5 protein-coding genes are annotated in these 6,951 nt (G+C 65.7%); 1 reads left to right on the plus strand and 4 read right to left on the minus strand.

Going from position 1 to position 6,951, the window contains the following annotated elements; all coding sequences use genetic code 11:
• Positions 1-51: 51 nt before the first annotated feature.
• The 4 genes from V3B48_RS07140 to V3B48_RS07155 form a co-directional block, all read right to left on the minus strand.
• Complete coding sequence (locus V3B48_RS07140; protein ID WP_032128264.1) at positions 52-3,222, minus strand: multidrug efflux RND transporter permease subunit; 3,171 nt, start codon at positions 3,220-3,222, stop codon at positions 52-54.
• A 127-nt stretch (positions 3,223-3,349) separates the two neighbouring features.
• Entirely contained in the window at positions 3,350-4,576 is a 1,227-nt protein-coding gene (locus V3B48_RS07145; RefSeq protein ID WP_032128263.1) for an efflux RND transporter periplasmic adaptor subunit, read from the minus strand.
• A gap of 91 nt (positions 4,577-4,667) precedes the next feature.
• On the minus strand, positions 4,668-5,438 hold the full coding sequence (locus V3B48_RS07150) for an SDR family NAD(P)-dependent oxidoreductase (protein WP_049400332.1): 771 nt from the start codon (positions 5,436-5,438) through the stop codon (positions 4,668-4,670).
• Positions 5,435-5,662 (minus strand): hypothetical protein, encoded by a 228-nt coding sequence (locus V3B48_RS07155; protein ID WP_329893431.1) that lies wholly within the window; start codon positions 5,660-5,662, stop codon positions 5,435-5,437. Before V3B48_RS07155 ends, V3B48_RS07150 begins: the two co-directional genes overlap by 4 nt.
• A 147-nt stretch (positions 5,663-5,809) precedes the next feature.
• On the opposite strand from V3B48_RS07155, the gene V3B48_RS07160 reads away from it, so the two are divergent.
• The gene (locus tag V3B48_RS07160; protein WP_005409107.1) at positions 5,810-6,841 is read left to right on the plus strand and encodes a LysR family transcriptional regulator; all 1,032 of its coding nucleotides are present in this window, start codon (positions 5,810-5,812) and stop codon (positions 6,839-6,841) included.
• Positions 6,842-6,951: the final 110 nt, after the last annotated feature.

Here is a 6,951-nt window from a genome sequence, read left to right on the forward strand (position 1 = left end):
GTGAGGGGGAAGCCGCCGCCGGCCAACGACCGGCGGCGACGGGGTTCCATGTCAGTGGTGGATGGTCGGCTCGCCGTGCTGCACCAGCTGGCCACCACCGTTGCGGGTGACGAACTTGCGCAGGGCCACGTAGAACACCGGGGTGAGGAACAGGCCGAACAGGGTCACGCCCAGCATGCCGGCGAACACGGTGATACCGGTCACCGAGCGCACCTCGGCACCTGCACCGTGCGACAGCACCAGCGGTACGGTGCCGGCGATGAACGCGATGGAGGTCATCACGATCGGGCGCAGGCGCAGGCGGCAGGCTTCCAGCGCAGCTTCAACGATACCCTTGCCGCCCATCTCCAGCTCTCTGGCAAATTCGACGATCAGGATCGCGTTCTTGCACGCCAGGCCCATCAGCACCACCAGGCCGACCTGCACGAACACGTTGTTGTCACCACCGGTCAGCCACACGCCGAACAGCGCGGACAGCAGGGTCATCGGCACGATCAGGATCACCGCCAGCGGCAGCGACCAGCTCTCGTACAGTGCGGCCAGCACCAGGAAGGCCAGCATGATCGCCACCGGGAACACGATGAAGGCGGCCTTGCCCTGGGTTGCCTGCTGGTAGCTCAGGTCGGTCCATTCGGTGGTCATGCCCACCGGCAGCACCTTGCCGGCGATCTCGGTCAGCTTGTTCATCGCCTCGGCCGAAGACAGCAGGCGCGGGTCGGCTTCACCGGCCAGATCCGCCGCCGGATAGCCATTGAAGCGCAGCACGGGGTCCGGGCCGAAGGTCTGCTTGATGGTGACCATCGAACCGATCGGCACCATCTCGCCGCGGTCATTGCGGGTACGCAGCTTGCCGATGTCCTCGACCGTTTCGCGGTACGGACCGTCCGCCTGCGCGATGACCTGCCAGGTACGGCCGAACTGGTTGAAGTCGTTGACGTAGGCCGAGCCGAGGTAGGTCTGCAGCGTGTCGAACAGTTCGGTGAGCTGCACGCCCTGTGCCTTGGCCTTGACGCGGTCGACCTCGGCATCCAGCTGCGGCACATTGGCCTGGTAGCTGGAAATCGGGAAGGCCATGCCCGGCGTCTGCGCAACGGTGCCCTGCATCGCCTGTACGGCATTCTGCAGCGCGCCGTAACCCAGGTTGCCACGGTCCTCGATGAACATCTGGTAGCCGTTGCCGTTGCCCAGGCCGAGGATCGGCGGCGGCATCATCGAGAAGGCGAAGCCTTCCTGCAGGCCGGCGATCTTCTGGTTGATCTCGGCGTTGATCTGCGCGGCGGTACGGCCATGACGCTCGGCGAACGGCTTGAGCGGAATGAACGCCACACCGGTGTTCGGCGTGTTGGTGAACTGCAGCGCGTTCAAACCCGGGAACGAGATGGTGTGGGCCACGCCATCGGTTTCCTGGGCGATCTTGGCGACCTTGCGCAGCATTTCATCGGTACGCGCGATCGACGAACCTTCCGGCAGCTTCACACCGGCAATCAGGTACAGCTTGTCCTGGGTCGGGATGAAGCCCGGCGGCACCAGCTTGAAGATCACACCGGTACCGACCAGCAGGATCGCGTAGACCACGAACACCGCACCACGACGGCCGAGGATGCGGGCCACGCCACGCTCGTACTTCTCCGAACTGGACTTGAAGAAGCGGTTGAACGGACGGAACACCCAGCCGAACAGGCGGTCGATCAAGCGGCTCGGGCCGTCCTTCGGCGCACCATGGGCCTTGAGCAGGCGCGCAGCCAGGGCCGGCGACAGGGTCAGCGAGTTGATCGCCGAGATCACCGTGGAGATGGCGATGGTGACCGCGAACTGCTTGTAGAACTGGCCAGTGACACCCGACAGGAAGGCCATCGGTACGAACACGGCACACAGCACCAGCGCGATCGCGATGATCGGGCCGGACACCTCACGCATGGCCTGGTGGGCCGCGGCGGTGGGCGACAGGCCTTCTTCGATGTTGCGCTCGACGTTCTCCACCACCACGATCGCGTCATCGACCACGATGCCGATCGCCAGCACCAGGCCGAACAGGCTCAGCGTGTTGATCGAGAAGCCCAGCAGGTACAGCGCGGCGAAAGTACCGACCACCGACACCGGCACCGCGATCAGCGGAATGATCGACGCACGCCAGGTCTGCAGGAACAGGATCACCACCAGCACCACCAGCGCGATCGCTTCCAGCAGCGTGGAGACCACGGCCTTGATCGAGTCGCGCACGAAGATGGTGGTGTCATACACGGCTTCGTACTTCACGTCGGCCGGCATGGTCTTCTGCATCTCGTCCATCGTCGAGATGACCTGGTCACGGATCTCCAGTGCATTGGCACCCGGCGACTGGAAGATACCGATACCCACCGCGTTCTTGCCGTCCAGCTGCGAACGCAGGGTGTAGTCACCGGCACCCAGTTCCAGGCGGGCCACATCGGCCAGGCGCACGATCTCGCCATCAACACCGCTCTTGAGCACGATGTCGCCGAATTCCTTTTCAGTCTTCAGGCGGCCCTGGGCATTGATCAGGGTCAGGAACTGGCTGTTCGGCAGTGGTTCGGCACCGAGCTGGCCGGCCGAGACCTGCACGTTCTGCTCACGCATGGCGCGCACTACGTCACTGGCGGTCAGGCCGCGCGAGGCGACCTTGTCCGGGTCCAGCCAGGCGCGCATGGCGTAGTCACCACCACCGAAGATCTGCGCGTCACCCACGCCCGGAATACGCGCCAGCGCATCCTTGACGTGCAGACGGGCATAGTTGCGCAGGTACAGGGTGTCGTACTTGCCGTTCGGCGAGGTCAGGTGCACCACCATCAGGAAGGTCGGCGACTGCTTCTGCGTGGTCACGCCCTGCCGGCGCACGTCCTCGGGCAGGCGCGCCTGCGCCTGCGCCACGCGGTTCTGCACCTTCACCGCTGCCGCGTCCGGGTCGGTGCCCGGGCGGAAGGTGACGGTCATCTGCAGCACACCGTCCGAGCCGGCGACCGACTTCAGGTACATCATGCCTTCGACGCCGTTGATGGCCTCTTCAAGCGGGGTGGCGACGGTCTCGGCGATGACCTTGGGGTTGGCGCCCGGATACACCGTGCGCACGACCACCGACGGCGGCACCACTTCGGGGTACTCGCTGATCGGCAGGATCGGAATCGTGATCAGGCCTGCGGCGAAGATCACGATCGACAGCACCGCCGCGAAGATCGGCCTGTCGATGAAGAAACGGGAAAAGTCCATGGAGGAATTCCTGGGAAAGGCGTTCGGCGGGCAACAGCCTCCCCGCCCCTCGCCGAGATGACGAAGGCAGGGAAGGCTGCTGCTGGCGCCGGCAGCTAAGCGGGGACGCGGATCAGGAGACGGCGGATCAGTGGTTCAGCGCGGCGGTGGCATCGCGGCCCGGTGCCGGTGGCGCAGCCTGCGGCTGCATCGCCACGGCCTTGGCCTGCACCGGCATGCCCGGCATGAAGACCTTCTGCACGCCGTCGATGATCACCTTGTCGCCGGCGGCCAGGCCGTGCTCGACAATACGCAGGCCGTCGGCGGTGCGGCCGAGCTGGATGTCACGGCGCTGGGCCTTGCCATCCTTGTCGACCACGTACACGTACTTGCGATCCTGGTCGGTCAGAACAGCCTTCTCGTCGATCAGCAGAGCCTGGAACTGGCCGCTGCCGAGCAACTGCACGCGGGCGAACAGGCCCGGCGTGAACTGGCGATCGGCGTTGTCCAGCAGCGCGCGGACGCGGATGGTGCCGGTGCTGCGTGCCACCTGGTTGTCGAGGAAGTCGACCTTGCCCGAATGCGGGTAACCCTCTTCGCCGGACAGGCCGACCTTCACCGGCAGATCGCTGTCACGCTCGCTCGGGCGTTCACCCTTGCGTGCCATCTGTGCATAGCGAAGGAAAGTGCTTTCATCGGCATCGAAGTAGACGAACACGGTGTCCAGCGAGACCAGCGTGGTCAGCACGCTGGCGCTGTCGCCGGCGGTGACCAGGTTGCCGGCGGTGACCATCGCGCGGCCGGCACGGCCGTCGATCGGCGCACGCACCTTGGTGAACTCCAGGTTGAGGCGGGCCGCATCCAGCGCAGCCTGCGCCGCCTGTACGGCGGCACCGGACTGGTCAGCCGCAGCGCGACGCTGCTCGGCCGTCTCGGTGGAAATGGCCTGCTGCTCGGACAAGCGCTTGGCACGCTCGGATTCACTGCGGGCCAGCGTGGCCTGGGTGCGGGCGCGGGCCAGTTCGGCAGCGGCGCGATCGTACTCGGCCTGGTAACTGCGCGCGTCGATGGTGAAGAGCACTTCGCCCTTCTTCACTTCCTGGCCTTCGACGTAGTTGACCTTGTCGATGTAGCCGGACACGCGCGGGCGCAGTTCAACGCTCTGTACCGCTTCGACGCGGCCGCTGAACTCGTCCCACTGGCTGACCTGCTTGACCAGCACCGGTGCAGCACTGACCTGCGGCGGCGGCGGTGCACCGGCTTCTTCGGCGTGGCCGCCGCTGCAGGCCGCCAGCACGGCTGCGGCGAGGATCGACACGCCGACCATCGCGATGCGATGGCCGAAACGATGTGGTGTGGAATTGGGGGAAGTCATGGCATGCATCCGTACGGAGGGGTGGTACAGCTAGATGAGAACGTGTTGCAAAAACAGGCGGCGTATCCTGCGACCTCAACCATGGTCGAGGTCAAGCGACGCCTGCGGTATCGCGCCACAGGGGAGGAACGTCCAGGTGCAGCAGGCCGCGCGGCAGTTCGGCATCACTGCTGTCGCAGCGGACGATGGCGCGGTTGTCGCGGCAGCCATCAAGCAGGGAGACCACGCGACGGCCGACCAGCAGTGAGCTGGGCCACTCGATGCAGGCATTGGCCGCGTTGGCCGGCGTACACACCGGGCTGCAGACTTCCAGCATCTGCGCGCGCACGCCCAATGCCTGGGCTTCCTGGTGCACCACCTGCGCGTACATACGCAGCGCCGCAGTGGTGATCGAGGTTTCGCCGTAGCCCGCCCAGGGCTTGGCATTGGCCGGGCTGCCGATCATCACGTAGCGGCGCGCATGCACGTTGTCCTGCAGCAGCGGCAGCAGATGACGCACTGCGTGCACGTGCGGCATCAGATCGGCCTGCATCGCGCCCAGCAGTTCATCGCCGTTGCGGTCAGTCACCCGGCCGCGACGGTAAGGGCCGCCCATTGCGGCGATCACTGCCGCCAGCGGACGCGGGCGATGCGCGATGCGTTCGGCCAGTGCGCGCGCCGAGCCGTCATCGCTGAGCGAACCCAGCAGCGTCTCCAGGCCCGGCTCATCGGCGAACTGCTCATGCAGCGCCGCCAGCCGGCCCGGGTCGCGACCGACCACCAGCACCGGGCTGCCGGCTTCCAGCAGTGCGCCAACCACGCCCTGGCCGACGGCACCGGTGCCGCCGAGGACCAGGACTTCGGGCGTCAGCATCCCATTCACGGGACATTTCCTCCCAAATCCGGGATAGTCCCGATTCGACGCAGCCGGTCGCCCTTGTGCGGGGCCAGGCGGATGGCACCGCCACGCTGCTGACGCATCGGCGCGGTAAACTCACGGAAGTCCTTGTGTACCAAGGAACTCGAGCGGACTTCAACGGTCATTGCCAGGTCCAGGGTGCTCTGGCCGGCGTTCCGGAGACGGGCAAGAATGTTGCGCAGGCTCATGGCGGACGGGCTCCAAATAACGAATGGCGCCACGATAGACCTCAAACCTTTACTTGATTAGTCCTGATTAAGGGGAATAATCATCCCGCTCCCGGTCCAATCGTTCTGTCACGATTGTCCCATCCCCGACGTCCAGGATCCCAGACCATGTCCCACGATCTCAACGAGACGCTGATCTTCGTCAAAGTGGTCGAGCAAGGCAGTTTCATTGCCGCTGCCAAATCGCTCGGCCTGCCCAAGACCACGGTCAGCCGCAAAGTGCAGGAGCTGGAAACGCGCCTCGGTGCGCGCCTGCTGCACCGGACCACCCGCCGCCTCGGCCTGACCGAAGCGGGTTCGATCTACCACGAACATTGCCAGCGCATCGCGCGCGAGCTGGAAGAAGCCGAGAGCGCGGTGAGCCAGCTGCAGTCCGGTCCGCGCGGCTGGCTGCGCTTCACCGTGCCCTACTCGATCGGCATCACCTGGATTGCACCGCTGCTGGGCCAGTTCCATGCGCAGTACCCGGAGATCCGGCTGGACATGCATATGGGCAACGAGAAGCTGGACCTGATTGCAGGTGAGGCGGACCTGGCCCTGCGCGTGGGTGCCCTGCCCGATTCCAACCTGGTGGCACGCAAGCTGGGCAGCCTGCGCACGCAGGTGTTCGCCAGCCCGGCCTACATCGAACGCTATGGTGAGCCGCTGCATCCGGAAGAGCTGCAGTTCCATCGCATCCTGGCGATGCGCAAGCCGTACCACACCGGCAACTCGCCGCGCTTCACCTGGCAGCTGGGCGAGAACGGCGGCGAGCTGCGTGACTTCCCGGTCACCCCGCTGATGACCGCCAACGACATGTCTGCGTTGAATGGTGCATTGGTGTGCGGCGAAGGCCTGCTGCTGACCGGCGATGTGATGGCCAAGCCGTTCGTCGAGTCGGGCATGGTGCGCCGCGTGCTGGCTGGCTGGACCGGGCCGGAAGTGGACTTCAACGCCGTGTTCGCCGGTGGCCGCCTGGTCTCGCCGAAGGTGCGTGCATTCGTCGACTTCCTGGTCGAGAAGCTCAACTTCGACGCCAATTACATGCTGGCGCAGTGCCCGGGCGCGAAGCTGGCGCAGCAGCAGAAGGAAAAGGAAGACGCCGCGCTGGAAAGCAGCGGCAAGCGGATCTTGGAAAAGGTGGCCGCTTCGGCCGCATGACCGGAAGCATCCACGCATGGCGTGGATCTACCGGCATTCCGTAGAGTCGAGGGGGGGGGGACCGGACCGCCCGGGACAGAGGAGAAGAGCAACAAGACCGCGGCGACGAG

It is taken from the genome of Stenotrophomonas sp. SMYL20 (assembly GCF_036320045.1).
In the GTDB taxonomy this organism is placed as follows: domain Bacteria; phylum Pseudomonadota; class Gammaproteobacteria; order Xanthomonadales; family Xanthomonadaceae; genus Stenotrophomonas; species Stenotrophomonas maltophilia_A.

What these genes read in the sequence shown, in the direction of transcription:
- V3B48_RS07140 (WP_032128264.1), bottom strand. Translation starts at nt 3,222, where the DNA reads ATGGACTTTTCCCGTTTCTTCATCGACAGGCCGATCTTCGCGGCGGTG.
- V3B48_RS07145 (WP_032128263.1), bottom strand. Translation starts at nt 4,576, where the DNA reads ATGACTTCCCCCAATTCCACACCACATCGTTTCGGCCATCGCATCGCG.
- V3B48_RS07155 (WP_329893431.1), bottom strand. Translation starts at nt 5,662, where the DNA reads ATGAGCCTGCGCAACATTCTTGCCCGTCTCCGGAACGCCGGCCAGAGC.
- V3B48_RS07160 (WP_005409107.1), top strand. Translation starts at nt 5,810, where the DNA reads ATGTCCCACGATCTCAACGAGACGCTGATCTTCGTCAAAGTGGTCGAG.